Source organism: Marinobacter sp. M3C (genome assembly GCF_023311895.1).
In the GTDB taxonomy this organism is placed as follows: domain Bacteria; phylum Pseudomonadota; class Gammaproteobacteria; order Pseudomonadales; family Oleiphilaceae; genus Marinobacter.
On sequence record NZ_CP092284.1, the window covers coordinates 4002053 to 4025990 of the forward strand.

Annotated in this window: 23 protein-coding genes; 17 read left to right on the forward strand and 6 right to left on the reverse strand. The window is 53.1% G+C overall.

Going from position 1 to position 23938, the window contains the following annotated elements:
• Window positions 1-19 precede the first annotated feature (19 nt).
• The 3 genes from MIH18_RS18800 to MIH18_RS18810 are packed head-to-tail and all read left to right on the forward strand — an operon-like array spanning window position 20 to window position 2057.
• Window positions 20-685 carry an amino acid ABC transporter permease gene (locus MIH18_RS18800; RefSeq protein WP_014872196.1) on the forward strand — a complete coding sequence of 222 codons (666 nt, stop codon included), beginning with the start codon at window positions 20-22 and terminating at the stop codon, window positions 683-685.
• Window positions 685-1338 (forward strand): amino acid ABC transporter permease, encoded by a 654-nt coding sequence (locus MIH18_RS18805; protein ID WP_249005785.1) that lies wholly within the window; start codon window positions 685-687, stop codon window positions 1336-1338. Before MIH18_RS18800 ends, MIH18_RS18805 begins: the two co-directional genes overlap by 1 nt.
• Complete coding sequence (locus tag MIH18_RS18810) at window positions 1335-2057, forward strand: amino acid ABC transporter ATP-binding protein (protein WP_249005784.1); 723 nt, start codon at window positions 1335-1337, stop codon at window positions 2055-2057. Before MIH18_RS18805 ends, MIH18_RS18810 begins: the two co-directional genes overlap by 4 nt.
• Before the next feature lie 150 nt (window positions 2058-2207).
• On the opposite strand, the gene MIH18_RS18815 is transcribed toward MIH18_RS18810, so the two are convergent.
• The gene (locus MIH18_RS18815; protein ID WP_249009030.1) at window positions 2208-2660 is read right to left on the reverse strand and encodes an Lrp/AsnC ligand binding domain-containing protein; all 453 of its coding nucleotides are present in this window, start codon (window positions 2658-2660) and stop codon (window positions 2208-2210) included.
• A gap of 374 nt (window positions 2661-3034) precedes the next feature.
• Here MIH18_RS18815 and putA point away from each other — a divergent pair, with 374 nt between their 5' ends.
• Window positions 3035-6664: a bifunctional proline dehydrogenase/L-glutamate gamma-semialdehyde dehydrogenase PutA gene (putA, locus tag MIH18_RS18820; protein WP_249013239.1), complete on the forward strand. Its 3630-nt coding sequence runs from the start codon at window positions 3035-3037 to the stop codon at window positions 6662-6664.
• Between the two features lie 63 nt (window positions 6665-6727).
• On the opposite strand, the gene MIH18_RS18825 is transcribed toward putA, so the two are convergent.
• Window positions 6728-7375 (reverse strand): DsbA family oxidoreductase, encoded by a 648-nt coding sequence (locus MIH18_RS18825; RefSeq protein ID WP_249009029.1) that lies wholly within the window; start codon window positions 7373-7375, stop codon window positions 6728-6730.
• Between the two features lie 63 nt (window positions 7376-7438).
• Here MIH18_RS18825 and mtgA point away from each other — a divergent pair, with 63 nt between their 5' ends.
• The 6 genes from mtgA to MIH18_RS18855 all read left to right on the forward strand — a co-directional run bounded on the left by mtgA (window position 7439) and on the right by MIH18_RS18855 (window position 13631).
• Window positions 7439-8140, forward strand: a complete 702-nt coding sequence (mtgA, locus tag MIH18_RS18830; RefSeq protein WP_249013240.1) for a monofunctional biosynthetic peptidoglycan transglycosylase — start codon at window positions 7439-7441, stop codon at window positions 8138-8140.
• A 95-nt stretch (window positions 8141-8235) separates the two neighbouring features.
• Window positions 8236-8691 carry a DUF4112 domain-containing protein gene (locus MIH18_RS18835; protein WP_249005781.1) on the forward strand — a complete coding sequence of 152 codons (456 nt, stop codon included), beginning with the start codon at window positions 8236-8238 and terminating at the stop codon, window positions 8689-8691.
• 121 nt (window positions 8692-8812) lie between these two features.
• On the forward strand, window positions 8813-9367 hold the full coding sequence (locus tag MIH18_RS18840) for a fasciclin domain-containing protein (RefSeq protein ID WP_249005780.1): 555 nt from the start codon (window positions 8813-8815) through the stop codon (window positions 9365-9367).
• 168 nt (window positions 9368-9535) lie between these two features.
• Window positions 9536-11422, forward strand: a complete 1887-nt coding sequence (locus MIH18_RS18845; RefSeq protein ID WP_249013241.1) for a monovalent cation:proton antiporter-2 (CPA2) family protein — start codon at window positions 9536-9538, stop codon at window positions 11420-11422.
• Between the two features lie 121 nt (window positions 11423-11543).
• Entirely contained in the window at window positions 11544-12539 is a 996-nt protein-coding gene (locus tag MIH18_RS18850) for an NADP-dependent oxidoreductase (protein WP_249005778.1), read from the forward strand.
• 33 nt (window positions 12540-12572) lie between these two features.
• On the forward strand, window positions 12573-13631 hold the full coding sequence (locus MIH18_RS18855; RefSeq protein WP_249005777.1) for a 2,3-butanediol dehydrogenase: 1059 nt from the start codon (window positions 12573-12575) through the stop codon (window positions 13629-13631).
• Window positions 13632-13801: 170 nt separating this feature from the next.
• Here MIH18_RS18855 and phaZ read toward each other — a convergent pair whose 3' ends face one another.
• Both phaZ and MIH18_RS18865 read right to left on the reverse strand, forming a co-directional pair.
• Window positions 13802-15019 carry a polyhydroxyalkanoate depolymerase gene (phaZ, locus tag MIH18_RS18860; protein ID WP_249005776.1) on the reverse strand — a complete coding sequence of 406 codons (1218 nt, stop codon included), beginning with the start codon at window positions 15017-15019 and terminating at the stop codon, window positions 13802-13804.
• 234 nt (window positions 15020-15253) lie between these two features.
• The gene (locus MIH18_RS18865) at window positions 15254-16555 is read right to left on the reverse strand and encodes an MFS transporter (RefSeq protein ID WP_349293812.1); all 1302 of its coding nucleotides are present in this window, start codon (window positions 16553-16555) and stop codon (window positions 15254-15256) included.
• Between the two features lie 129 nt (window positions 16556-16684).
• Between MIH18_RS18865 and MIH18_RS18870 the strand changes: the two genes are divergently transcribed.
• Entirely contained in the window at window positions 16685-16861 is a 177-nt protein-coding gene (locus tag MIH18_RS18870; RefSeq protein WP_249013243.1) for a CCGSCS motif protein, read from the forward strand.
• A gap of 116 nt (window positions 16862-16977) precedes the next feature.
• On the opposite strand, the gene MIH18_RS18875 is transcribed toward MIH18_RS18870, so the two are convergent.
• Window positions 16978-17598 (reverse strand): flavin reductase family protein, encoded by a 621-nt coding sequence (locus tag MIH18_RS18875; protein WP_249005773.1) that lies wholly within the window; start codon window positions 17596-17598, stop codon window positions 16978-16980.
• 87 nt (window positions 17599-17685) lie between these two features.
• A complete protein-coding gene (locus MIH18_RS18880) occupies window positions 17686-18693 on the reverse strand; it encodes an NAD(P)-dependent alcohol dehydrogenase (RefSeq protein ID WP_249013244.1) in 1008 nt (335 codons plus the stop codon).
• 75 nt (window positions 18694-18768) lie between these two features.
• Between MIH18_RS18880 and MIH18_RS18885 the strand changes: the two genes are divergently transcribed.
• The 6 genes from MIH18_RS18885 (at window position 18769) to MIH18_RS18910 (ending at window position 23916) form a co-directional block, all read left to right on the forward strand.
• A complete protein-coding gene (locus MIH18_RS18885; protein ID WP_249013245.1) occupies window positions 18769-19305 on the forward strand; it encodes a PBPRA1643 family SWIM/SEC-C metal-binding motif protein in 537 nt (178 codons plus the stop codon).
• A gap of 16 nt (window positions 19306-19321) precedes the next feature.
• The gene (locus MIH18_RS18890) at window positions 19322-19753 is read left to right on the forward strand and encodes a DUF3010 family protein (RefSeq protein WP_249013246.1); all 432 of its coding nucleotides are present in this window, start codon (window positions 19322-19324) and stop codon (window positions 19751-19753) included.
• Between the two features lie 51 nt (window positions 19754-19804).
• On the forward strand, window positions 19805-20716 hold the full coding sequence (locus MIH18_RS18895) for a homocysteine S-methyltransferase family protein (protein WP_249013247.1): 912 nt from the start codon (window positions 19805-19807) through the stop codon (window positions 20714-20716).
• A gap of 43 nt (window positions 20717-20759) precedes the next feature.
• A complete protein-coding gene (locus MIH18_RS18900; protein ID WP_249005768.1) occupies window positions 20760-21143 on the forward strand; it encodes a DUF2750 domain-containing protein in 384 nt (127 codons plus the stop codon).
• Window positions 21144-21448: 305 nt separating this feature from the next.
• Complete coding sequence (locus MIH18_RS18905; protein WP_249013248.1) at window positions 21449-23311, forward strand: DUF2235 domain-containing protein; 1863 nt, start codon at window positions 21449-21451, stop codon at window positions 23309-23311.
• 35 nt (window positions 23312-23346) lie between these two features.
• Window positions 23347-23916: a DUF2931 family protein gene (locus MIH18_RS18910; protein ID WP_249013249.1), complete on the forward strand. Its 570-nt coding sequence runs from the start codon at window positions 23347-23349 to the stop codon at window positions 23914-23916.
• Window positions 23917-23938: the final 22 nt, after the last annotated feature.

Sequence of the window (23938 nt, forward strand, 5' to 3'; positions counted from 1 at the left end):
CACAGAAAGTGGCCAAGGTATGGATTATGAATTTCACTGGAACGTCGTGTTCCAGAATATGCCTGAGTTGTTGAATGGGGCCTTTGTAACCCTGCACGTATCTGTGCTCGCAATGCTCTTGGGTATTGTGATCGCGATACTGTTGGCGATTGCCAAGATGAACAACAGCAAGCCCTATTGTTATATAGCGACTACCTGGGTCGAGATAGCCCGAAACACTCCAGCGCTTTTCCAAATTTATATGGCTTATTTCGGGCTGGGAGCTTTAGGCATCCATTTAAGCCCTTACGTTGCAGTGTTAAGCGCACTGATTTTTATCAATGCGGGTTATTTGACCGAGACTTTCCGCGGTGGATTTCAGTCCATCCCCAGCACACAGTACAGCGCTTCCAAATCTTTAGGTATGACCAGTATTCAGGTGTATCGATACATCATCTTGCCGCAAATGCTCCGACGAATCTATCATCCGATGACTAACCAGTTTGTCTGGTCTATTCTGATGAGTTCATTGGGTATTTTGGTTGGAATGGGCGAGCTTTCCGGAACAACCCAAAGACTCCAGTCATTGTCATTCCGGACGCTTGAGTTCTTTATGGTGGCAGCGGTTATGTACTTCATCATCACTAAGCTGGTGCTGTTCAGTTCGTCACTTCTTTCCCGCAAACTATTCAAAGGGGAAATCTGATGAACTCTTTGTTTACGCCTCTGTCCTGGAGCGATACCGGTTTTATTCTTACCGGTATCATGAATACGGTGACCATATCGATAGTAGCGATCGTGTTGGGAACCCTGCTGGGTTTGGCCGTTGGTTTTTTGCGCGCTGAAAGCAGCAAAGTTGTTAACGTACTGCTTGGTGGTGTGCTGGATATACTCAGAAGTGTGCCGCTGATCATTCAGCTGATTCTTTTTTCGACCTTTATTGGCGCAATGGGATACCCATTAGCCCCGTTTGTGGCTGGCTCTATCATTCTTACGCTCTACACCATGGCGTTCATGAGCGAAGTTTTTCGCAGTGGCTTCGAAAGCGTGCATCAATCCATGCGGACCTCAGCCCGCTCATTGGGTATGTCATACTGGCAAACCATCTTCTATATTCGTTTACCCATCGGTTTGCGCGCAGTCTTTCCCTCCTGGTTGGGCGTTGCCCTAAGTGTCATCAAAGACTCGGCTCTGGTCTCTGTTATTGGTTATATGGAGTTGCTGCGTACGTCTGATCAGCTCATCTCCCGTACCCAGCAACCATTAGAGATTCTTATCGGTGTTGGTATCTTTTACTTTATTATTTCATACCCCTTATCGTCATATGGTCGGTATGTTGAGAGGAAAATGGCAATATGATTAGTATCCAGAATGTCCATAAATCCTTTGGTGATCTTGAGGTTCTGAAAGGCGTTAGCCTAGATGTTAAAAAAGGCGAAGTTCTCAGCATTATCGGCGGCTCCGGAAGCGGTAAGTCGACTCTGTTGTATTGCATCAATGCGATCGAGGGTATTCACAAAGGTAAAATCTTTGTAGATGACGTTGATGTTCATAGCAAAGAGACCAACAAAGATAAGCTGCGTCAGAAGCTGGGCATGGTATTTCAGCAATGGAATTCCTTTCCGCACATGACCGTGCTGGAAAATGCGGCTCTGGCGCCCAGAATCGTCAAAAAAATGAGCAAGGCGGAAGCGATTGAAGTTGCCAAAAAGGAACTCGTTCATGTTGGCCTGGGTGACAAGTTTGACGTTTATCCTACCAAAATGTCTGGCGGCCAACAGCAGCGCCTGGCGATTGCCCGCGCCCTTGCCATGAAACCTGATTACATGCTTTTTGATGAGGTTACATCCGCTCTTGACCCTGAATTGGTGGGCGAGGTTCTGGATACATTGCGCCTGTTGGCGGATGAGGGAATGACCATGATCTGCGTGACACATGAAATGAGTTTCGCGCGTGATGTGTCGGACCGCGTGGCTTACTTTCACGAAGGTGTTATTGCCGAGCTCGGTGAGGCTAAACAGGTTATTACCGATCCGCAAAACCCGCTAACTCAGAAATTCCTGTCAAAAGTACGCTGATAAGATATTGCTGATTTGAATTTGTAAGGGGCCGAGTGAAAACTCGACCCCTTTTTTAATGTTCTTGTTACCGCATTGCCTCAAGCGCTTCTCGAAAGGGCGGGCTGTTATAGCGTGGGCTCCTGTCACCGGTTTCGTTACGGTTTACGTTCAGACCCCCACGTCCTTTATATTCTCCATCACCACAAATGTGCTGGTCTGTAAAACGTGGGGTAGGGCCGAAATCTGTTCGCCGAGAACTTGCCTGTATTCAACCATGTTACGGGTGCGGACTTTGAGCAAATAATCGAAATTACCAGCAATCATGTGGCACTGCTCAACGGCAGAGATCTGATTGACCGCTACGTTGAATGCGGACAGAGCGTGGCTGTTGGTGTCGCTCAGTTTCACTTCCGTAAATGCTATGTGGTTTTGTTGCAACTTGGTGTGATTAACCAGCGCTGTGTACCCGGTAATGTAGCCCTGTTCTTCTAGCCGGCGCATGCGTACCTGGCAGGGCGTCTTGGACAGTCCAACCCGGGATGCCAGTTCTGTGACCGTGACTCGCGCGTTCTTCTGCAATTCGCGGATAATTGAGTGATCAATCCGGTCCAGTTCCACGATCTTTATCTCCTGCTGGGTGTGCTCCGGTTTGGTTGAACTTTTCCGCAGTTCGTACGTAAAATCTGCCAGATGCTCAAGAACCAATTGCATGGGATCTGATTTTGCTTCCACTTCTTATCTGCAAATCATCAGCTTTAGGTCTACGCTAAAAGTTTAAAAGCATGCTGTGATTAGGGGGTTAGTGGCACTTAAATGTTCAGATTTGGGAGTTTAGCCTATCTAATCGCGCTGCCTCAGAGTTTTTGTCATTTTTTATCCCTAAGAAAAGATAAAATGGCCTGTAAATTCCTTTTTTACAGTGAAAATGTTTCTGCTGTTCTCGGTAGAATGCGAGCACGGTGAGCAATACAAACAATGAAGAAGAGGGTACAACCATGAGACCGCTGCAATCAGAGACTCCCGCACTTGTCGACAGCCGACAGGCGCTTCGCGATTACTATCTTGCGTTTGAGCATGTCGTGGTTCACGAAATGATTGATGGCGCTCAATTATCCCCTTCCGAGAGCAAGGCCATCTCTGCTAGAGCGGCCGACCTGGTTCGTGGCGTTCGGAAGAACGCCAAGCCCACCATCATGGAAAAATTCCTGGCCGAGTACGGGCTGACTACGAAAGAGGGTGTTGCTCTCATGTGCCTGGCTGAGGCCATGCTGCGTGTGCCAGACGCTACGACGATCAACGACCTGATCGAAGACAAGATCACGTCTGGGTGCTGGGGTGACCATGTGGGCAAGGCCTCTTCTCCTTTGATAAATACGGCGACCATCGCCCTGCTGCTGACCAGCAACCTGCTCAAGGATTCCGAGCGCAAAAACGTGGGTGAAACCCTCCGTAAGCTTCTGAAGCGTTTGGGTGAGCCGGTGATTCGTACGGTGGCAAGCCAAGCTATGAAAGAGATGGGGCGGCAATTCGTGCTCGGGCGCGACATCAAGGAAGCCCAGAAAGCCGGTGAAGGCTACATGAAAAAGGGCTACACCTACTCCTATGACATGCTTGGAGAAGCGGCTCGCACGGATCATGACGCCCAGCGTTACTACAATGCTTATTCTGACGGTATCGACAGTATCGCCAAACATTGCAGCGGTGACGTTCGCAAGAATCCGGGCATTTCGGTCAAGCTCTCTGCGTTGCTTGCAAGGTACGAGTACGGCAATAAAGAGCGGGTCATGAAAGAGCTTGTGCCCAGGGCTATGCGACTGGTCAAAAAAGCGGCCGCCGCCAACATGGGCTTCAATATTGATGCGGAAGAGCAGGATCGCCTAGACCTCTCAATGGACGTTATTGAGGCTCTTTTGAGCGATCCTGAACTGGCAGGCTGGAATGGCTTCGGTGTGGTTGTGCAGGCTTACGGTAAGCGTGCACCTTTCATGCTGGACTGGTTGTACGGAGTAGCCGAAAAATACGATCGTCGCATCATGGTGCGGTTGGTTAAAGGTGCCTACTGGGACGCTGAAATCAAGCGCGCCCAAGTGATGGGCCTGGACGGGTTTCCGGTGTTCACTCGCAAGGCCTGCAGTGACGTGTCGTTCCTGTCCTGTTCCACCAAATTAATGAACATGACGGATCGCATTTACCCTCAGTTCGCGACCCATAACGCGCATTCCGTGTCGGCAATTCTTGAGCTGGCCAGAGTCCGTGGTGAAGCCAACTACGAGTTTCAGCGCCTGCACGGTATGGGTGAATCTCTGCACAGCCAGGTAATGGCCGAAAGCGGCGTACCTTGCCGGATTTATGCGCCGGTAGGTCCCCATCATGAACTGCTGGCCTATCTGGTACGTCGCCTGCTGGAAAACGGCGCCAACAGTTCCTTTGTAAACCAGATTGTGGATGAAAGCATTACGCCTGAAATGATCGCAAAAGATCCGATCGAGCTGGTCAAGGAAATGGGTGACGACATTTCCAGTAAAGCGATTGTGCGTCCATCCAAGCTTTTCGGTGAGCATCGCCGCAATTCGAAAGGCTGGGACCTGACTGACCCGGTCACTATCGAAGCTATTGATAAGGGCCGCGATGTTTTCAAAGAGCACCACTGGAAAGGCGGGCCGCTGATTGCGGGTAAGGTATCGGGCACCGAAGTACAGGTAGTTCGCAATCCGGCCAACCCGGAAGATTTGGTGGGGCATGTGACCCAGGCCAACGAGGCCGATATTGAAACGGCAATCTCTGCCGCGCAGAAAGGTTTCAAGTCCTGGTCTGCCACGCCCGTAGAAGAACGCGCAGCCTGCCTGCGCAGAGTCGCGGATTTGTATGAAGAGAACACCCTAGAGCTGTTTGCGCTGGCCACCCGGGAAGCGGGTAAATCGCTGTCGGACGCCGTTGCTGAAATTCGTGAAGCGGTGGATTTTGCCCACTTTTATGCCAACGAAGGTGTGCGCTATGAAAACAGCGGTGAAGCCATCGGCCCGGTGGTGTGCATCTCACCCTGGAATTTCCCGCTGGCTATCTTCACCGGTCAGGTTCTGGCTAACCTGGTGGCAGGTAACGTCGTTCTGGCCAAACCAGCCGAGCAAACCTCGCTGCTGGCCGTTCGAGCCGTAGAACTGATGCATCAAGCAGGCATTCCCAAGGATGCGATTCAACTGGTGCCGGGCACCGGTGCCACCGTGGGTGCGGGCCTGACCTCGGATTCCCGCATAGCCGGCGTCTGTTTTACCGGTTCTACCAATACCGCTAAGGTAATCGACAAGGCCATGGCCGAACACATGGCACCGGATGCCGTTTTGGTGGCAGAGACCGGCGGCCTGAACGCCATGATCGTGGATTCTACTGCACTGCCGGAACAGGTGGTTCGTGATGTGCTGGCCTCTTCCTTCCAGAGTGCGGGGCAGCGTTGTTCGGCGCTGCGGATGTTGTATGTGCAGAAGGACATTGCCGATAGCCTGCTGAAAATGCTGTATGGCGCTATGGAAGAGCTGGGCATTGGTGATCCGTGGCTGTTGTCGACAGATGTAGGCCCGGTCATTGATGAGCCCTCCGCGAAGAAAATCATCGATCACTGTAAGAAGTTCGAGAACAAGGACCAGCTTCTGAAGAAACTGTCAGTGCCGCACAAAGGCAACTTTGTGTCTCCTGCGGTGATCAAGGTGAACGGTATTGGGGATCTGGAAGAAGAAATTTTCGGCCCGGTTCTGCATGTGGCTACTTTTGATGCGAAAGAACTCGACAAGGTAGTGGATGACATTAATGCGAAGGGTTACGGCCTGACCTTTGGCGTTCACAGCCGGGTAGACAGCCGAGTTGATCGTATTTCCCGTCGCATCAAGGTGGGTAACATCTACGTTAACCGGAATCAGATCGGTGCGATCGTGGGTTCTCAGCCGTTTGGTGGCGAAGGTTTGTCAGGGACGGGTCCGAAAGCCGGTGGCCCGCAGTATGTGCGTCGGTTTATGAAAGGCGAGACGGTTCAGCGGCCGGCAGAATCGGGCGGCAAGAAAGTGGATGCAAGAGCGCTGGAGAATCTGATCGGCAAGCTTGGCAGAATGAACACCCAAGTGCCAAAAGCGCGGGTCGAGGCCATGCAATCGGTCTTCGACAGTGTTCCGGAGCCACTTGATGCGCACGAAGAGGTAATGCCGGGGCCAACCGGTGAAAGCAATATTCTGACCAACCACGCCCGTGGCACTGTGCTGTGTCTGGGTCCGGATAAAGAAACAGCGATCGAACAGATGATTATGGCATTGGCTCAGGGCAACAAGGTAGTGGTGGTTGCGCCGGGTGTCAGTGACACAGTAGATCGCGCTGCCAAGGCTGGTTTGCCGGTGGTTGGTGTGGAAGGCGAGCTGGAGCCGGATGCTCTTGAAACCGTCAAGGGCTTCGAGGCAGCGGTTAGCTGCGGCGAGCATTCAGTGCTGAAACCGTATCGGCAGGCGCTGAGAAAGCGCGATGGTGCACTGCTGCCGCTGATTACGGAGCATAAACTTGATCAGCGGTATGTGATTGAGCGCCACCTGTGTGTTGACACAACGGCTGCTGGCGGTAATGCCAGCCTGATTGCTGCGTCTGAGTAAGCGACACCGTGACAAGGCGCAGGAGGCCCATGGAAGGGCCCCCACGCCCGGTAATGAGACGACCTAGACTGGTTCCGCTGCGATCTCCCGCAAGGCTTTGACCAGCGTATCCGGTTCCTGGGCCCCAGAAATCATATATTTGTCATTAACGATATAGGCAGGCACGGCTGAAACCCCGGCTTGCTGGTATTTAGCCTCGTCTTGTCTTACATCATCCGCATACCGGTTTGAGGTAAGAACCTCTCGGGCGTCAGAACCGTTCAAGCCAATCTCCTCCACGCATTGAACAAGAATGTCCGCCTGGGCGATATTTTCGGCGCGGCCGAAATAGGCTTCGAAAAATGCTTGCTTCATCGCCGTCTGCTTGTTGTGCTGTCCAGCCCACTTTACCAATCGATGAGCGTCAAAAGTATTGCGCGTATAGCGTTCCTGCAGTTTCTCGAAATTCAGGCCGAGGCTGTGGGCGACGTCAATCATCTGGGCCTGATTTGCCCTCATTTCGTCTTCGCTGCGCCCATATTTGCGGCTCAATGCCGGGAGTATGGGTTCGCCGTCGCCGGATGGATCCGGGTTGAGCTCGAACGCGTGCCATTCGATGGTAAAATCCATTTCGTTTTTCAGCTCTTCCATGGCTTTTTCCAACCGTGCATAGCCAATCGCACACCATGGGCAGGCGATGTCTGACACAATATCAATAGTTACATGTTTCATGGAAAGTTCCTCCAGTTTCTGTTCAGATTCAATTCTGACCCAAAACTGCGTGAAGATAAAATTGTGGCCCGACAATCATTGATCCGAAAATTTCTACGCCGCTCTACCTGGTTCCTTGCCGGCTGTGTGCTCTTTGTGTTGATGATGATACTGCTGTTCCGGTTTGTGAACCCGCCAACCTCTGCGTTTATCCTGGCTTATCTGGTAACTGATTCAGACCCTGAGCTGCAGCATGACTGGGTGGCGCTATCGGATATCTCTCCCTGGATGCCGCTGGCCGTGGTTGCCAGCGAAGATCAACGATTCCCTGAGCATCATGGTGTTGATTTTGCGGCTATCCGCAAAGCCGTTTCAGAGCATAAAAAGGGGCAAGGCTTGCGTGGCGCCAGCACCATTACCCAACAAACCGCTAAAAACCTGTTCCTCTGGAATGGTCGCAGCTTTGTTCGCAAGGCTCTGGAGGCCGGCTTGGCCATAGCCATTGATGCGCTTTGGCCAAAGCGCAGAATCCTTGAGGTTTATCTGAACATTGCCGAATTTGGCCGCGGGGTTTACGGGGTGGAAGCGGCCAGCAGGCGCTATTTCGGTATTCCAGCCAGCCAGTTGTCGCAAACGCAGGCGGCCCGGCTTGCGGCGGTTCTTCCGAACCCGAAAGTGCTCAGCGCCGCACAACCTTCAGCTTATGTATGGGGTCGGGTTGCGTGGATTCGGGGCCAGATGGAACAGTTGTCCGGGCTGCAATACCTGCGATGCTTAGAAGACTAACCACGATCAGTAACTCTGGACTAAAATCCGGGACAGATCTATTTTCTGCTAACCTGTCCTCTACCCTCGTTTTATCATCTGGTTGTGGAGATGCAATGGCAAAGCCCACCGAAGCTCGACAACGGGCGATCCTTGCACGGCTGGATAGGTTTAGCCGCTTTACCGACAGCAGCATTGGCATCCCCTTTACTCGCTTCAAAATTGGGGCTGAAGCGGTTATCGGCCTGGTGCCGGTGTTGGGAGACATCGTGGGCTTGGCGTTGTCCGGTTACGTGTTGATCGAAGCGCAACGGGCCGGTGCCAGCAAGGATGTAAAGCGGCGCATGCTGCAGAATATGGGTATCGATTTTATAGGTGGCCTGTTACCCGTGGTGGGAGATGCCTTTGATGCCATCTACAAGGCCAATACTCGTAATACACGGTTGCTGAGACGTTATCTGGAAGAGCAACTCGCTGTAGAGCCACCTGCGCCACCTTTTCCCTGGAAGATTTTGGTGGGGTTGGCCGTTTTGTTTGGGATTATTGTGGCGGGCCTGACGCTCGTTTTTTGACAAGCCAGCAAAGCTTTTCTGTATAAAAATTAATCAATTTAAGCTGATTGTCAGAATCCGCCACCGTCGGGTGTCCGTAAACATAGGTGTAATTACCCGAACTAAACGAAAGGATGTTGACGTGAAAAAAACAGGAATCGTAACGTCGTTTGTAATTTCTTCGCTGATGTTGGGCGCTGGAGCAGTTGCCCTACCGGCTTTCGCTGAAAATCATGCAATGGGAAAAACAGATAAGATGAATATTGTAGAAAAAGCGGCAGAGACAGATAGCTTGAGCACATTGGTTGCTGCGGTTAAAGCCGCCGGCTTGGTAGAAACGCTTTCCGGAAAAGGCCCGTTTACGGTATTTGCCCCCAACAACGCCGCTTTTGAAAAATTGCCCGCGGGCACTGTTGAAACCTTGCTGAAGCCAGAGAACAAAGAACAACTTAAGTCGATTCTGACCTATCACGTATTGGCGACCAAAGCGCCTGCGGCGGCAGCGATCAAGATGGTTAAGGATGGCGGTGGATCGGCCTCGGTAGCGACGGTTCAAGGCGAGGAGCTTACGTTCAGCCTCAAGGGTGACTCGTTGATGATCGAGGACTCAAAAGGAAATATGGCCACAGTGGTGGCGGCAGATTTGATGCAGTCTAATGGCGTAGTCCACGTGATTGATACGGTGCTGATGCCGTAGAGCCAGAACTGAAAGAGATTAAATAGAAAAAAGACGGCCTTCGTGGCCGTCTTTTTTTGGTTGGGAATAATATTGGTTTTTTCTTAACCGACAGTAAGGCATCGTAATGGATCACTTTGCAGAAGGACGATTGCATCAGATGTCTGTCAGCAGGATTGTGACCAAACCATGACGGCCTATTTCATTCAGGCGTTTATTTATCTTTTGGCTGCGGTGATCGCAGTGCCTTTGGCAAAGCGCTTCGGCCTGGGTTCCGTGCTTGGTTACCTGGTTGCCGGCGTGGTAATCGGGCCGGTTATGGGGTTGGTTGGGCAGGAAACCAGCACTATTCAGCATTTTGCGGAATTCGGTGTTGTCATGATGTTGTTTCTGATCGGTATGGAAATCGATCCGAAAGCGCTTTGGGCCATGAGGGTGCGCCTATTGGGGCTCGGCGGTCTTCAGGTTACGTTGACGGCGGCCGCAGGGATGGCCGGGGCCTGGTGGCTTGGTCTTCAGTGGCAGACGGCCCTGGCGGTTGGCCTTATTTTTGCGCTGTCGTCTACGGCCATTGTGCTGCAAACCCTGGACGAGAAAGGGCTGTCGAAGACGGAAGGTGGCCGCAATACATTTTCTGTGTTGCTGTTTCAGGACATCGCTGTTATTCCCATGCTAGCCCTGATTCCGCTGTTGGCGTTGCCAGGATTGAAGGGTACTTCCACTTCTGGGCCCAGCCAAGACGCGGGCCTGAGCCTGGTGGCTGGCCTTTCGGGCTGGGCTCATGCCCTTGTGGTTGTCGGTGCGGTCGCTGCCGTCATTGTTGGCGGCTATTACCTGAGCCGTCCGTTGTTTCGTTACGTGGTGAAGTCCGGGTTGCGAGAGGTTTTCACCGCCACAGCGCTGATGTTGATTATTGGTATTGCGGCACTCATGAGTGTTGTAAACCTCTCGCCCGCCTTGGGAGCCTTCCTGGCAGGTGTGGTTTTGGCCAACAGCGAGTTCCGCCACGAGCTGGAAGCCAACATCGAGCCGTTCAAAGGCCTGTTACTGGGTCTGTTTTTTATCACTGTGGGTGCCGGAATCAACTTCGAGATATTGCTGGCCAAGTGGGGCACCATCGTTTCTCTAGGCGCGGCGGTTATTGTGGTCAAGGCGCTGATTCTACTCGTGCTTGCGAAGATGTTCAGGATTCACAGCAGCAACGGCTGGCTATTTACTCTGGGGTTGGCGCAAGCCGGCGAGTTCGGTTTTGTGTTGCTCACCTACAGCGTGCAAAGTGATGTCATTCCGCTAGAAATTTCCCAGATTCTTTCTCTGGTTGTTGCGCTGTCTATGTTCCTCACACCTCTGTTGTTCATCGCTTATGACCGCATTGTGCTGCCCCGTTACCGACGCGCGCAAAACGATGATCGCGATGCGGACACCATTGATGAACAAGCCCCGGTTATCGTGGCGGGCGTGGGGCGGTTTGGGCAGATTGTTTGCCGTTTACTGCGGGCCAGCAGTATTCCTATCGTCGTGCTCGATCATGAGCTCGAGCAGATTGAAAATGTACGACGAATCAACATCAAGAGTTTTTTTGGGGATGCCAGTCGCCCTGATTTACTGGAAAAGGCGGGTATTGAACACGCACGTCTGTTGATTGTGGCGATTGATGATCGAGACCGCGCTGTAGCAATGGTGAATCATGTGAAGAAGTTCTTCCCCGGTGTATGGGTGCTGGCGCGCGCCTTCGACCGTGGCCACGGATATCAGCTTCTGGAGGCGGGCGCTGATGATGTGATGAGCGAAACCTATCACTCTGCTCTGGAGCTGGGTGGCCATGCGCTTACGGCGATGGGCGTGCACCCCATGCGGGCAAAACAGATGACTTGGGCGTTCGTCGAGAATGAACGGGCCCACGACGCAGAGTTATTCGAAGCCTGGAAGGAAATCGAGGAAGGCATTAACTTCAGCCCCCGCTATGGCGAGCTGTTCATGAAGCTCGAAGAAGCGTTGAGCACGTCCATGCAGCGGGACTGGGAAGCACCAAGGCCTGAAGATGTTCCTGTATGGACGCCCCCCGGTAAGGATTAAAAGCCATTCCGCCACGTTCAATTGTGTCTTTATGGCAATAGTGTTCAGCTGTCAGATGCCTTAACGTCTAGCGATCAATAGCTGATAGCGATCCCTTAATCATCATAGGAAAGACTTGTTTATGAGTACCTACAAAGCGATCAATCTGGTGAAACACCTCAAGGGAAAGCCCGGACCGGAGCTGTTTGAGGTGGTGGAAAAAACCGTACCGGAACCTGGCGATGGCGAATTTCTGGTTAAGCAGGCTTACATGTCTATGGACCCGGCCATGATGGGTTGGATGACCGGCGACACCGATAGCTATATCCCACCCGTAGAGCTGGGAACGGTGATGCGTTCATCTGGCGTTGGTGAGGTGGTTGCCTCCAGGCACGCTGATTTTGCCGTGGGCGATCGGGTGATGGGAATGTTCGGCTGGCAGGAAATGGCTCTTACCGACGGCAAAGGTATCAACAAGGTGGATAAAAAAATACCACTGGAAATGGCGCTGGCGGTTTTTGCATTGCCGGGCCTGACTGCCACTCAGGGGCTGTTCGGCTGTGGTCATCCCAAATCGGGTGAAACGCTGGTGGTGTCTGGAGCGGCGGGCTCGGTCGGCTCGATTGTCGGCCAGTTGGCCAAAGCGGAAGGCCTGCGAGTTATTGGTGTTGTTGGCAGCCAAGAGAAAGCAGACTGGATTATTAACGAGCTGGGTTTTGACGGTGCTGTAAACTATAAAACCGACGACCTGAGCGCAAAACTGGATGAATTGGTGCCGAATGGCATAGACGTGTATTTCGAAAACACCGGTGGCCCGATTCAGCACCACGTGTTCGATCGCATGAACGCGCACGGCCGTATTGTGGTGTGCGGGATGATTGCCGATTACACCGCCGAAACGCCGCGCCCTGGCCCAAGCTGGATGCGTGTTATCAAAAAACGTTTGACCATCCAGGGCTTCACTATGCCCGACCACATGCACAAGGCGCAGGAGCTGCAAGCCAAATTGGCCCCTTATGTTCAGAACGGCGATATCAAATATCGCACGCATGTTCTGGAAGGGCTGGAGTCGGCTATGGACGGCCTGAACCTGTTCCTGAGCGGTGGTAACAAAGGCAAATTGATGGTGAAAATCTAGTATTTCTTTTCAACTAGAAGCAAGGAAATTCAAATGAAAGCTGCTCGTTTTTATGACAAAGGTGATATCCGGATTGAAGACATCCCCGAACCGACGGTAGAACCGGGCACTGTGGGCATAGATGTAGCCTGGTGCGGTATCTGTGGTACCGATTTGCACGAATTTATGGAGGGACCTATATTTATTCCTCCGTGCGGCCACCCTCACCCGATCTCAGGGGAATCTGCGCCAATAACAATGGGGCACGAGTTTTCAGGCGTGGTTTACGAAGTGGGTGAAGGTGTAGACGACATCAAAGTTGGCCAGCACGTTGTTGTCGAGCCTTATATTATTGCGGATGGCGTAGACACAGGCCCGGGCGCAAGCTACCAGTTGTCCAAAAACATGAACTTTATTGGCCTTGGTGGCCACGGTGGCGGCTTATCCGAAAAAATCGCAGTCAAACGTCGCTGGGTGCATCCGATTTCTAACGCCATTCCCCTCGATCAAGCCGCTTTGATTGAACCTCTTACGGTTGGCTATCATGCGTTTGTTCGCAGTGGCGCCAAAACCGGTGATGTTGCCCTGGTAGGCGGCGGTGGCCCTATTGGTTTGCTGTTGTCTTCAGTATTAAAGGCAAAGGGGATAACCGTTATCCTTACGGAGCTGAGTGCGAAACGTAAAGAAAAAGCGAAAGAAACCGGCGTTGCGGACTATGTTCTGGACCCTTCTGAAGTCAACGTTATCGAAGAGGTTATGAAGATAACTGAAGGGCGGGGCGTGGATGTTTCGTTTGAGTGCACCAGCATCAACGACGTGCTAGATACACTGGTCGAGGCGACAAAACCGAGCGGAACCGTTGTTATCGTATCGATTTGGAGCCACCCGGCGACGGTGAATGTACACAGCGTTGTGATGAAAGAATTAGACGTGCGCGGAACCATTGCTTACGCAAACAACCATGCAGACACCATCAAGTTGGTGGAAGAAGGCAAAGTGAACCTGGAGCCTTTCATTACTCAGCGAATCCAATTGGACGATCTGGTTTCTGAAGGTTTCGAAAGGCTGATTCATAATAATGAATCAGCAGTGAAGATAATTGTTCATACATAACAGGCATCGTTACATAAGAAATTTAAAACAATGTCGATTGTATGAATATCGCAGAAGAAATTGGTTAACGCTAAGTTATAGCCAATAAGTATTAGGGCTATAACTTAGCTTTTTTTTAGCGTTCAGATGCCCTCTTCCTGCATTACAAGGAATTGGCGCACATCAACCGGTTAGGACGCGCGGATGAAGTCCCGCAACCGCGGCGCAATGGATTCGCGCCATTTACTGCCGTTGAATACACCATAATGGCCAACATCCGGTTGCAGGTGATGCAGGCGGCGGGAGTCTGGCACATTGACGCACAAATCTTGCGCGGCATAGGTTTGTCCAGGGCTCGAAATGTCGTCTTTCTCACCTTCGACAGTCATCAGAGCCGTGTTACGAATGGCAGCGGGATTCACCAGTCGACCGCGGTGCTTGAAGCAGCCCCGAGCTAGATGAAACTCCTGAAAGACGCGCTCTATGGTGTCCAGATAATAAGTGGCTGGCAGGTCCATTACCGCCAGGTACTCGTTGTAGAACTCACGGTGGCGGCTGACCTTCTCGGTCTCTTTGTCGCGAATGGACCTAAATAGGCCGCGATAGGCATCAACGTGGCGGTCGAAATTCATGTTTACAAACCCGGTCAGCTGCAGGAATCCGGGGTAAACCTCGCGCATGGCTCCGGGGTAGGGCGCGGGTACCGGATGGACCAGATTGCGTTTGAACCACGCCAGGCTATGTTCGGTGGCCACTTTACACGGCGCGGTGGGGTCGACGCGACCGTCTATGGGGCCGCTCATCAACGTTAGCGATCGCGGGGCGGCGGGGTGGCCATCCTCTGCCATGATGGCGGTGGCAGCAAGCACTGGTACCACGGGCTGGCAGACGGCCAGTACGTGGGTGTCCGGCCCAAGGTGGTCGATGAAGTCGATGACGTAGTCGATGTAATCATCAAGACCAAAATCACCGTCTGACAGCGGAACCTTGCAGGCATCGCGCCAGTCGGTAATGTACACGTCATGTTCCGGCAACATGGCCTCCACGGTGCCACGCAAGAGCGAAGCAAAGTGGCCGGACAGCGGCGCTACGATCAGCAGTTTCGGGTCATTGGGCCGCGTTACGTCACGTTTAAAGTGTTTGAGCTGCGCAAACGGCTTGCGGCACAAGATGGTTTCATGAACGTCGACTTGCTGGCCGTCACAGACGGTTGTAGTCAGATTGAAAGCCGGTTTCGAGTAGCGGTGGGTGAGATCTCCGAACACATCGTAAGCCGAGGCAATGCTGCGTGACCCAGGAATGCGGGATAAGGGGCTCAGGCGGTGTTGGAGTAGGGTGCTGTGGGCGCTGGTGAGCATGCGCATGGGCTTGAGGGCGGCGCGGCCTATCTCGTGGGCAAAGTACATCATGTGATTGTCCTGCTTGAGTTCTGGGTTGCGACACTGTCGAGCAGGTTCCTTAGCTCTTGCATCACCTGATGGTTATTTTCGAGGCGCGGTCCCGGTACAAATACCGGTAGGGCAGCGCCTGTGCCCCGGTGAGCCTTGGGGAATAGGTACTAATAACCTAACATATTTTTTTGAGAGAGTAGTAAGCAAATTTTGTGCCCACTACGCGTTTTACGGGCGCGTCCTTTTTACCCATCAGTTTGTACGGTGATCACGCCATAAAAGAATCAGCAATGCCACGGCCGCCATAAAGCCAACGAAGACGGAAAAGATAATACCGGTTGCTTTAAGGCTGAGCAGGCTGGCCATCAAGCCGATGCCAATCACCGGCACTGAGATGGCGATGTAGGCAACAATAAAGAAGGTTGAGGTTACCGCGGCGCGCTCCGCCGGCGGACAAGCTGCGTTTATAGCGCCCAGGCCGGCGCGAAAAGCGATTCCCTGGCCCATGCCAGCGATGACTGCACCGGCCATGAACAGGGTGAGCGACTGAAAATGGATACCCAGCGCTACGGGCGTCACCCCGGCAACAAGCGTGGCGCACCCGATGGGTAAACGCAGGCGCAACGGCAGTTTGCCCTGCAAGAACTGGCCGAGTGTTGAGGCAATAAAGATACTGCCCGCGACAACGCCGACCAGCAGACGGTTGTCATAACCCAGCACTTTGCCCATCATCGCTGGCGCAATCGAGGTGAAAAAACCACAAACCGCAAAACCAGCAAAGCCGGCGATGGCGGCAGGTACAAACACACCGCGCACCTCCGGGGGCACATTCAGGCGCTGAAGTGACAGCTTTGGCTGAGTCGGTCTTGTTACGGTTTCCGGCGCTCGCCAGATACAGATGAATGCCAGAAGGGCAAGCGCGATGTGTATCAGGTAGGTTAATTCCAGTGGAGAGGGCAGGTATTGTGAAAGTGCGCCCGCGAGCATAGGGCCGAGGCCCAAACCGCCCATATTCGCGGCGGTGGCAAAAAACGTGGCCCGCTCACGCCAGTGTGGTGGTGCCAGTTCCAGCACGGCCACGGTCGCGGTGCCGGTAAAAATACCCGCGGAGAGCCCGGACAGGACACGGCCCACAAGAATCATTGCTAGCCCGTCGGCCTGCCAGAACACCAGGTCGCTGATAATCGAACACACGATGCCGGCAAACAGCAACGGCCGGCGACCCAACTGATCAGACCAGCGCCCCGTGATGACCAGTGCTGCAATGACACCGAAGGCGTACGCAGCAAAGATAATGGTGATCATTAACTGAGAAAACCCGAAGGCGTCCTGATAGATGGGATAGAGCGGGGTCGGCATGGTGGTGCCGATCATCACCACGCTGAACGCGAAGGCGGCGCCGAGAAACACCAGGAATGCTGATAAGCTGTGAGGGTCTGTGTGGGCAGTTGATGATTGCATAATGGTCTGGTGAAGGTTTCGGAAGGCTGATTCGTAACAAAGAACTAACCGCAGAGAGCATTGTACATAGGTCGCAGAAGCCCCTCTATGAATGAAAGCCGGGTTCTAGCGTTTTCTTAACGCTACACGCCCCCGCAGGCAAAGAACTTCTTGACTAATTTTGGCCCAATCAATAAGATTCATTATAAATAGATGTTAAAGGCCAAAACCGAGGTGCAATCAATGGTTCAATCATTTGAAGACGTATTCAAAGGAAAAAAAGCCGCGGCAGTGCAAGCAGATTCAGCTCAGCACTTCGACCCAAAAGCACAAAAAGAAGCCGCTGTTGAAGCCGAGATAGCGCCCAAAAAGAAAGGTAAACACGGCGATCCGGGCGTCTGCTGCGGTTCGTGCTCGTAAGCCGACAGCAGTATCGCTTTTTGAATGGCTAAGACTGCAAACACGCGCGAGCTGTTTGCAGCTTCTTGATATTAGCGCCGCTATTTTTAACGCCTTCCGGTTAAGTCGAGGCTGATCTATTTCGGCCGATGCATCTGAAATTTTTGCGACGCGTCCACTGCAAAGTAGTCCGCCGGTCCGCCGCCGCGAAGAATGGGTTCGCCCGCCGCAGTATCGTAAATGCCATCAACTAGCAGGTGTTGCGCTATGTGCACGCCAACCACCTCGCCAAACACCATCCAGGTATTGACCTTCTTCCCGTCGGCGCCTGCCAACTGAAGTATCTGCGTGACCCGACATTCAAATGTTACCGGACTTTCCGCCACGTGCGGCACGGAGATAACCCGCGAAGGCCTCGGCGTCAGCCCTGAAAGAACGAATTCATCCACTTCAGGCCCGACGGCGGCGCAGGTTTGGTTCATGGCCTCTGCCAAGGGACGAGTCGCCAGATTCCAGCAAAACTCACCGGTTTCCTCGGCATTGCGGACGGAATCCTTGTAGCCGATGCTGGAGAATCCGACGATCGGGGGAATATAGTTAAAAGCGTTGAAGAAGCTATAAGGCGCAAGATTAAGCACGCCGTCACGGCTTTTGGATGAAATCCATCCAATCGGCCGCGGGGCAACCAGGGCATTGAATGGGTCATGTGCCAGTCGGTGGCCATTGGCGGGTTCGTAAAAGTGAATATCTTCCGGCATAACAGACTCCTGACAAAAAACTCGGGCTTTACGCATGGGTGTCACCAGGCCACCGTTCGGAGTGACCCGGTCAAGTAGGCTTTTGAATTAGAACTCCAGGCAGATTTTCCCGAAGTGCTTGCCGGATTCTTCATGGCGAAAAGCAGCAGCAATTTCTTCCAGCGCAAAAGACCGGTCAAGAACCGGGTGCATGCCGTTTGCTTCAATTGCGTGAATCATTTCTTGCTGATGGGTTCGGCTGCCCACAATCAAGCCTTGCAGGCGAGCCTGTTTGGCCATCAGTTTTGCGGTGGGAATATCGCCAGCCCGGCCGGTGAGTACGCCTATAAGCGCGATATGGCCGCCAATGCGAACGGCGTCAATGGATTCCGGCAGAGTGCCAGGGCCACCCACTTCTATAACGTGATCAACACCTATGCCGTTTGTCAGTTCCTGAACCTTTGCGCCCCAAGCCGGGGTTGTTTTGTAATTGATGGTGTGGTCTGCACCCAATGCTGTAAGCCGTTCCAGTTTTTCGTCTGAAGACGAGGTGGAAATGACCCGCGCGCCCATCATCTTGGCGAACTGCAGCGCAAACACAGACACCCCACCGGTACCCAGCGTGAGCACGGTATCGCCTGCTTTTAAGCCACCGTTAATAACCAGTGCCCGCCATGCTGTTAAGCCTGCGGTGGTTAAAGTGGCCGCTTCAGCATGGGTATAGCCCTTCGGTGCGAGGGTAAACCAGTTGGTTGGGCGAACGACCTGTTCGCGAGCGTAACCATCCTGACCGTCACCGGGCGTGGTGCTAAAGTTATCAATAGGGGCGGGGCCAGTCAGCCATTCAGGGAAGAAGGTTGACACCACATGATCGCCAACCTTGAACTCGCTGACACCCTCACCGACAGCATCCACGACACCAGCGCCATCAGCCATGGGAATGCGCTGGTCTTCGGTTGGGATTGCCCCGACAACCACTGCATAATCGTGATAGTTCAGGGAGCAGGCATGAATGCGTACCCGTATTTCGCCATTCTCCGGCTCGCCGGGCTCCGCGCTATCGTTAAGGCTGAGGTGTCCCAGGCCGCCGGGGCTTGAAAGGGTAATGCTTTTCATATTAATGGCCTTTGATGGTTGCTGCGAGTCTAGTCGTTGTGCCCGAAGCTTACTGAAGTCTTTTGGTAAATGATAATGAACAACCTGTACTGCGAGAGCCAGCAGAGGATTTTCTTATGTACGCTCGTTAAATGGGTTAAACGACATCGTATTTTCCACCATCTACTATATATCCCGCTCGATAACCGTGCTAAAACCATTTCCCCCCGACAGCAACCTGCGTTTATAGGCTCGGGCACATCGTTTTTACCCATCAGAGATAGCAGCATGTCCGACAAGTTCTTTTTTAAAGGCAGGCAGGATGCCCGTCAGCACCATACGGCGCGCGGCGGTTTTCAAATTAATGCCAGCAAAAAGCCGGGTAGTAAGAAGTTCCCGTTAACGTTGGTTGTTACCAGTGAAGCACGAAAGCAAGAAGTTGAAGTTCTCGTAGCCGAAGCAGATCTGTTCGCCAGCATTACGGTAGACGCAAGTGCGGATGCGGTTGAATCCATTGGTGAGCTAACGACGATTCTAGACAAGGGTGTAACCGTAACGCAGGCCAAAGTACCTGCCCGAAACGATCCTTGCAGTTGCGGCAGCGGTGTTAAATTCAAAAAGTGCTGCGGTTAAGCCGCGGGGATAGTGTATGCGCGTTTGTGGTGTTGAATTAACCGGCAGCGATGCCGTGGTGTGTTTGCTGAACCTGGATCAGGGGCATTTCAGTCTGCCAGACAGTAAGGTTCGTAAGTTAAGTCTGAAGAAAAATCACACCCGTGCTGATCTGCAGGAGTTTCAGGTGTTGTTCGTGGAGTTTCTGGTGGGGCACGGCGTTAATAAAGTGGCTATTAAAGAGCGTATGCCAAAAGGCAAGTTCGCTGGCGGTGCCATCAGCTTCAAGTTAGAAGCAGCTATTCAATTAATGACCAGTGCCGACATTGAGGTTGTTTTGCTTCCGCCTGCACTGATTAAATCGACGCTCTCATCGAACCCTTTGCCTGTTCCGTTTGCAGACACCGGTTTGAAGATTTTTCAGGAAACCGCGTTTACCGCGGCTTATGTGGGGCATATGGCAAAGTAGCGCCTGCAATGTTCAGGTTCACGTGTTCACTTTGAGGAATTAAAACGCTTTATGCGATCTGTAGTACTTCTTGATGGTGGCCTCGGCCAGGAAATTTACCGGCGTGCTGCGAATGTCAGTTCGCCGCTATGGTCGGTTGCGGTCATGCACGAGCAGCCAGACGTGGTTACCGCAGTACACGCTAACTTCATCCGCGCTGGTGCCAAAACGTTATCGCTGAACACTTACACCGCTACGCCATCCCGTTTACGGCGGCACGGCCAGTTGGAACAATTGGCGGCTATTCACCAACACGCTTTCGAGTTGCTGGGGCAAGCTTTAGAAGCCACCGGTGCAGATGTGGATATTGCCGGTTGCCTGCCGCCCCTAGCCGGAAGTTATCAGGGCCAGCCGGCGCGTTCGTTTGAAGATTTGCGGGGTGAATACGCGGTGCTGGTAAAGCAGCAAGCCGCCGCAGACGTGCTGTTGATTGAAACAATGACCAATACCCTGGAAGCCTGTGCGGCCTGCGCCGCCGCGAGCGAGTTGGGCAAGCCTTATGGTGTCGCGTTCCGCCTTGAGGCAGACGGAAAGTTAATGTCTGGTGAAATCCTGGCTGAGGCGGTTTCCGCAGTTTCACCATACTCGCCCACGGCGATAATGTTGAACTGCTGTGATCCCGAGTTAATTTCTGCTGCAATGCCCGAGCTGGTTAGGTTGTACCCGTGCGTCGGAGGTTATGCCAACGCTTTCAAGTCTGTGGATGCCCTGGCGCAGGGTGGTTCGGTGGATGCACTGGAGGCGCGGGAAGATATTTCCCCGCAGGCCTATGTGGCCCATGTGCGCCAGTGGCTGGCTGACGGGGCGACGGTTATTGGCGGCTGCTGCGAGATTACACCGGAGCACGTCCGGCACATCGTGGCGGCCCTTGCCGACGACTATCAGTTTATTCGGTTCTCCCAGCAGCCTGTGTCAAACTCCTGAGCAAGAAAACTCGAATCCAAATCGTTAAACTGATGGAATTCTTATGAGCAGCAATGAATTAACCGACGTGCTCGAAATGAACGGCGAAGAGCGCTACGACTACTTTTTGAGCGCCGTGCTTGAAGAGCGGGATATCTGGATACTGATTAATGCCGACAACCGTTTTCTGAAACTTGTTTCAGAAGATGAGGGCGTGGCGCACATGCCGGTGTGGCCTAGCGCCGAGTTCGCCGCGGAATATGCCAAAGGCTCAGACGATTTGACCCCGAAAAGCATTTCCCTGCCAGACTTTTTCAAAAAATGGGTGCCGGGCTTGACCAAAGATAAACTGGAAGTGGGCGTGTTCCCCGGCGCGGAAGGTACTTTGTGGATAACCTCGCCGGAAGAACTAAAACGCGATCTGCAAGAAGAGATGTCGAGCTTTTAGCGAAGCGATTCGGCTATTTTGAGCCTGTTAGCTGACTAACTACTTATTTGTTGTTGCCGGATTTTCCCTCAAGTTTAGCGCAGGCCTTCCCCAATTTCCGAAAGGAAGGCTCGGATTTTTGTTACCCGTCGCACGATCTTCAATCACCAACAGTCATTTGCCAGGAAGCACAGCCTTTATCGCCGGAGAAGTTTCTTCTCGGGCTAGTGATGGTATCTCAACAAAAAAATGTATAGGCTTCTGATGTCTTAAGACAAGCCGGTTTTCGGAGTAAAACCGGTGTTCACCCAAGGAAGGAATATCTCATGAGCAACCTCATGGTCGCCTGCGTTGGCGACACCCACGTTTGCCCCATCCCCGGCCACGGCAGCAGTCCCATTATTGCGAACGGCGCTACCGCCAATGTAGACGGTGTACCCATCGCCCGGGTAGGCGATGCCTGTGGCTGCGGTGCCGTGATTGTGCAGGGCTATCCTCTTGCCCTCTTGGATGGTCGCCCCCTGGCCCACATGGGCAGCCCAACCTCTCACGGTGGCCAGATCATCACCGGCAAACCCCGTGTCCTATTAGGCGTAGCCACCTTTACGGCACCGGTGGTGGATTTCGCCAAGGCTGGCGCCTTGAACAGCCAGGGCCAACTGACCCCGGAAGCTGAACAGGCGCTGAACAAAGACCCTTTCGGCTTTGTTGAGTGGGCCAAAGCCAAAGGCGCACTGGTAGACGAAGGCCTGGAAGGTGCGACCCCGGAAGAAATCGAAGCTTCGAAGCGCTATTCAGAAGGCCGGTCTGACCTGCGTCCCAAAGTGACCGTTGAAGCCGGCGTGTTCTTCGACGGCACCGGCAACAGCATCGGTAACACCGGTGCCTTTGAGCGAAACGTGGATGAATGCCTGACCGCTCAGGCGGCAGGAGCCATCAGTGAGGAAACCTGCAGCGCTGAAATCTCGCAACTGATGGAGGGGAGCTATCTTAATGCTGAGACCAATGTGGCAAAGCTCCACACGCTCTATCAACCCTTGTCCACCGACACGGTCACCGTAGAGAATCACCGTATTCGCGCGTATGTCTCGGGCGTTGGCACCAAATCCGGTAAAGAGGATGACGCCTGGGCCATGGGCACCGGTATGGGGGAGCGAGGGATTCTAGCCAAGATTATGTTGGGCTGCCAGAACTTAGCCGACGAAATATATAAGGGTGCAGGTACTCGGATAGATAACCTTGTTTTGGATATTTTCGGCTTTAGCCGGGGCGCGGCCACCGCCCGGCATTTTGTGAACGAAGTGCAGGATGGCGTTGGTGGTGCGTTGGGCCAAGCATTTCAGGAGCAGGGCATTGCCTGGCCAAAAAACGTCACCATTCGTTTCTTGGGACTGTTTGATACCGTCGCAGCAGTTGTAGACGTGCGGAGTGGCGACTTTTCAGCTCACAATGCCAACAATGGTGACGTGCGTGTAAATATCGCCGCCGACGCAGTTCAACGAGCAGTTCACCTGACCGCCCGAGACGAATGGCGTTACAACTTTTCCCTCAACAGCCTGCGAGGGCCAGATGGCCGCCTGCCGGGTCATTTTAACGAGTGGGTACTGCCCGGGGCGCACTCCGACATTGGCGGTGGCTACCCCGAAAATTTCCACGAACACATTAAAGTAGTCCAGTCCCGTAAGTTCCTCGGCCGCCACCCCAGAGAAAGCTATGAGTACGCAACAGTACTGATGGAGCGCAGGCAGTTGATTGATCAAGGTTGGCTGGGGCCAAATAACCCTGAAGCCACGTTAACGGTTGAAGAAGCTTACCGGCGGAGGCTAAAAGAAGGCGAAGTCGAATTGCAGTTCCAACTCTGGCTGGACCGGCGAGTACAGACCGAATATTCCCGTGTGGCCCTGCGGCAAATGTACCGGCTGGCAAAAGATGCGGGTGTGCCACTGAATACCGTGAAACCAACAGATATCGGTTTTTCATTATCTGACGAACTCCAACCCATCGCCACCCAGATCACTCGTCACATCAACGAAGGTCATCCACTGCAATTAATGCCCAAAGAAGAAGCCTTACTTCGCCAACGCTACATTCATCACTCGGCCCATTATCAGACCGCCGGACCACTTTTTCCATTCAAACCCGCACCCGGTGGCGTGCGGGACATACATCCAAACAGGGGGCTCAAATGATGAAAAGGTTCGTGATGTTTGCAACGATACTCTTTATGAGTGTGTTGTCGGGCGGCTGCTCCGTAGCGAGCACTCCCAAATGGGATCGCCCTGTAACGTACGGCGTTCGAGTAGCTGTCCCACGTCATTACGACGCCTGGGTCAAAAGATTACGGTTTGAAGCGACAGGTGAGCGAGCCTGGTGGTGGCCGGTTGGCATCACTAGCTGTTGCTGGAAAAGCCGAGGAACGGGGGGGGGAGAATTGGAGCCCATGCCCGATTATATCCACGTAACATGGTATTCCTTTGCCGAACAGCAATCCTATACCCGGCTGATCCACATTCCTGACCCGGATGCCTTGCGCGAGCGCATGGAACAACCCGCGCCCGTGCATAAGTGGGGCAAACTACATAACTTGCCTCGATATGACTTGGTTCTGGGGCTCGCCCCCGGGGGCACGGTTGTCCTATGGATTATGAATTGGGGTGAAACCGCCATCGAAGTGGGGCGTTATAAGGCGGTTCCTTTTAACAATAATGACAGATACGAGGGTGCCCTGGAGTCTTATATGGAACGTGAGGGTGATTACCTAAAAGAACACGGCCTTCAACTTGACCGATGGTAAAGATGGTTTTCTACCGGTGCGC

Coding starts and splice junctions, on each gene's coding strand:
- MIH18_RS18905 (WP_249013248.1), top strand. CDS start 21,449: ATGAGCAACCTCATGGTCGCCTGCGTTGGCGACACCCACGTTTGCCCC.
- MIH18_RS18880 (WP_249013244.1), bottom strand. CDS start 18,693: ATGAAAAGCATTACCCTTTCAAGCCCCGGCGGCCTGGGACACCTCAGC.
- MIH18_RS18910 (WP_249013249.1), top strand. CDS start 23,347: ATGAGTGTGTTGTCGGGCGGCTGCTCCGTAGCGAGCACTCCCAAATGG.
- MIH18_RS18825 (WP_249009029.1), bottom strand. CDS start 7,375: ATGAAACATGTAACTATTGATATTGTGTCAGACATCGCCTGCCCATGG.
- MIH18_RS18875 (WP_249005773.1), bottom strand. CDS start 17,598: ATGCCGGAAGATATTCACTTTTACGAACCCGCCAATGGCCACCGACTG.
- putA (WP_249013239.1), top strand. CDS start 3,035: ATGAGACCGCTGCAATCAGAGACTCCCGCACTTGTCGACAGCCGACAG.
- MIH18_RS18890 (WP_249013246.1), top strand. CDS start 19,322: ATGCGCGTTTGTGGTGTTGAATTAACCGGCAGCGATGCCGTGGTGTGT.
- phaZ (WP_249005776.1), bottom strand. CDS start 15,019: ATGATGTACTTTGCCCACGAGATAGGCCGCGCCGCCCTCAAGCCCATG.
- MIH18_RS18810 (WP_249005784.1), top strand. CDS start 1,335: ATGATTAGTATCCAGAATGTCCATAAATCCTTTGGTGATCTTGAGGTT.
- MIH18_RS18805 (WP_249005785.1), top strand. CDS start 685: ATGAACTCTTTGTTTACGCCTCTGTCCTGGAGCGATACCGGTTTTATT.
- MIH18_RS18870 (WP_249013243.1), top strand. CDS start 16,685: ATGGTTCAATCATTTGAAGACGTATTCAAAGGAAAAAAAGCCGCGGCA.
- MIH18_RS18895 (WP_249013247.1), top strand. CDS start 19,805: ATGCGATCTGTAGTACTTCTTGATGGTGGCCTCGGCCAGGAAATTTAC.
- MIH18_RS18855 (WP_249005777.1), top strand. CDS start 12,573: ATGAAAGCTGCTCGTTTTTATGACAAAGGTGATATCCGGATTGAAGAC.
- MIH18_RS18845 (WP_249013241.1), top strand. CDS start 9,536: ATGACGGCCTATTTCATTCAGGCGTTTATTTATCTTTTGGCTGCGGTG.
- MIH18_RS18835 (WP_249005781.1), top strand. CDS start 8,236: ATGGCAAAGCCCACCGAAGCTCGACAACGGGCGATCCTTGCACGGCTG.
- MIH18_RS18850 (WP_249005778.1), top strand. CDS start 11,544: ATGAGTACCTACAAAGCGATCAATCTGGTGAAACACCTCAAGGGAAAG.
- MIH18_RS18800 (WP_014872196.1), top strand. CDS start 20: ATGGATTATGAATTTCACTGGAACGTCGTGTTCCAGAATATGCCTGAG.
- MIH18_RS18885 (WP_249013245.1), top strand. CDS start 18,769: ATGAACAACCTGTACTGCGAGAGCCAGCAGAGGATTTTCTTATGTACG.
- MIH18_RS18900 (WP_249005768.1), top strand. CDS start 20,760: ATGAGCAGCAATGAATTAACCGACGTGCTCGAAATGAACGGCGAAGAG.